The sequence below is a fragment of the bacterium genome, from assembly GCA_021158245.1.
Lineage (GTDB): Bacteria > Zhuqueibacterota > QNDG01 > QNDG01 > QNDG01 > QNDG01.
On the sequence record JAGGVB010000083.1, the window covers coordinates 1 to 3,017 of the forward strand.

Annotated in this window: 2 protein-coding genes; both read left to right on the plus strand. The window is 37.5% G+C overall.

Features of this window, described 5'->3' with window-relative positions:
* On the plus strand, positions 1–689 hold a 689-nt coding region (locus tag J7K93_05010), incomplete at its 5' end, for a nitroreductase family protein (GenBank protein ID MCD6116352.1).
* Between the two features lie 122 nt (positions 690–811).
* Positions 812–3,017 (plus strand): DUF3160 domain-containing protein (locus tag J7K93_05015; protein MCD6116353.1); only part of this gene is annotated, 2,206 nt, incomplete at its 3' end.

A 3,017-nucleotide genomic window follows, 5' to 3' on the forward strand; every position in this document is an offset into this window, starting at 1 on the left:
CTGAACTTTGCGGAAAGCAAAATTTTATATCTGCAGCTCCTGTAAATTTGCTATTTTGTATCGATTGGCATCGTATTGAAAGATGGGCCAAGCTTGAAGCAGCTCCATTTACTGCTACCAGTTCTTTTCGCCATTTTTGGATATCTTTTCAGGATACAATTATTTGTGCGCAAAATATCTGTACTGCTGCAGATTCGTTAGGATTAGGTTCAGTTTATGTTGGCACTGTTCTTGAATCTTTTCTCGAAATTAAGGAGCTGTTTCAGCTACCGAAGGGTGTATTTCCCGTTGTACTGCTTTCACTTGGGTATCCTGAGAGCAGAGCTCTTTCAAGGCAAAAACTTGGCGTAGATGTGATTGTCCATAATGAAAGATACCATGAAATAACAGACCAAAAACTTGTAGATGTTTTTAACGAAAAGTATTATGGTTTGAAAATGAAAATAACCGAGGAACAACTCAACACAATTGCAAGTGTTGCCAGAGAAGTTCATGGCGAAGGGTTTGCTAAAAAGTGCGTAGAGCAGATTAGAAAAAATGGATATATAAATTGGGCGCAGCGGTATTTTGGTCTTCATTATCCTGCCAATTATATGCCGAAAGGTAACGATATCTACATGAAATTAATGGAAGAGTTTGGATTCAATTGGTTTAAGAAATATTATCCACTTGAAGATAAAGAAAAATAATTGCAAAAACTTCATTATTATTTTAGTTACTTTATTTTAATATCTGAAATTACTGTATATCTTTCTTGCAATACGGAACTTTTTTACGAGTTGCCTGTCTAAAAGAAAAGGAGGTATTGAGAATGAAAAGGATAATTAGTAATCGCAAATTGAGGTTTGCCATTGTGGTACTTATTGTGGGGATGATGTTGATCAGTGGGTGCAATAAGCAGCCAGTGTCCGATCAAGAGCCATCTACGCTGAAGACGGAGCCTGTTGATTTGTCTGACATACAAACAGAAAAATTAAGCTTTGTGAAACACTACTTTTTGGAGTCTCTTGATATAACAGTACAAGTTCCTCAGTACAATTTGCCGCTTGAGACAAGCAGGATTTCAAACTTTAATAGTTTTCTGTCAGAGATTGAATTAAGCAACGAAGCGCTTAAAAAATTACAAGCGAACGGTTTTGTTGTTATTGATAATCCATTTAACCCCGGCGAAGAAGATATTACGGAGCCATATAAGAACTTGAAAGAGGTAGAAACGCCTATTTTTATTACATCTGATTCTTTACTGCATCTTTACCATATCCAGTTTGATGAAACTTTAAGGCAGATAGAAGAGCGTGAATTTTACGATGATATATGGAATATCAGCAAAATTTTATTAGAAGATTCGATTGAGAAATATAAGAATTCTACAGGAGACCTGAAGGAGGCATCAAGGAGAAGCGTTGCGTATTTTGCAGTTGGCCTTGAGCTTTTGAAACCAAAAATAGACCAGGTCAAAAGAAGCGAGGAGGGCATGCAAGATGATGCATTTTTTACTCCCGAAGAAGGGAAAGAATATACTTTTATAGTTCCTGATTTCGTAAAAGGAGATGTTGAAGAGGAATTAAAATTAATAGCAAAACACGAAGGATTCCATGAATCGCCAATTTTTATTTACAATGAAGATTATTCGCAGTATGTGCCGAGAGGGCATTATACGCGATCAGAAAAATTGAAGAATTATTTTAAAGCATTTATGTGGTACGGAAGGATAAGTATGATACTCAAAGGGAGCCCGGATATACCTCCCGGGGAAACGGATCAGAATGACAAAAAAGGTTTTATCTCTGCTTATGATGCTAAAATTCAAACAATGCAAGCCTGTCTTATTGCATCTATGTTTGCTGAAAATAAAGAGGTGAAAGATAAATGGGACAGGATTTATTCAGTAACAGCCTTTTATGTTGGTTTGTCGGATGATCTTGGTCCTTATGAATATCTTGAGGCAATGAACGATGTGTTTGGCGATAAATTTGATCCTAACGAACTAACTGATGAAAATATTATAAAACTTAAAACGAAATTGGCAGAGTATAGGACTCCTGAAATTTATGGTGGAACCGGGATGCAATATGTGAGTGCTGCTGGTGGTCCTGATGAAGTTTTGGCGAACACCCAGGGTTTCAGATTAATGGGGCAGAGATTTATCCCTGATTCTTATATGTTTCAGAACCTTGTTTTTGGATATGTCACTAAATATCTGGGAAATGAAGAGCCTTTTACAATGGTTTTTATTGATGGTGTTGGCCCTGCCAGAGGATTTCCACGAGGGCTGGATGTGATGTCATTGCTTGGGTCAAAGAGAGCGATGGAAATTTTACAAGAAGGTGACGATACGAATTATGAAGGTTATGCAGAACAGTACGCAAAACTGAAAGAGGAATTTGATGGTTTTACTGCAGAGGAGTGGAATAAAAATCTTTATTGGTCCTGGCTTTATGCGCTAAAACCTCTATTACAAGAGTATGGGAATGGTTATCCGACGTTTATGCAGACAAAAGCGTGGCAGGATAAAGAATTATCTACCTGCCTATCTTCGTGGGCAGAGTTGCGGCATGATACTATTCTTTATGCAAAGCAGAGCTATACTATGTTTGAAAAGTCTATTGCCCCTTTACCACCTGAGAAACCTGTTGTTGGCTATGTCGAGCCAGTACCGGAATTCTATAACAGGTTATTAACTTTGACGCGGATGACGAATAATGGCTTAAGCGATATGAACGTTCTGGACAATTCTGCAAAATACCGCCTGGAAAGTCTGGAGAAGATACTTGAAAGGTTAAGAGATATATCTGCGAAAGAATTAGAGAATAAAGAATTAACTGAAGAAGATTACGAGTTCATCAAAAATTTTGGAGAGGAATTAAACAGTGTTATACAGGATGTTGAGGATAAAGCCAAGAAAACAACTATTGTTGCAGATGTCCATACAGATGGCAACACACAGCAGGTTCTGGAAGAAGGGAACGGTTATGTTAAACTAATCATTGTTGCGTACAAAGTTCCTGATGGCAGGA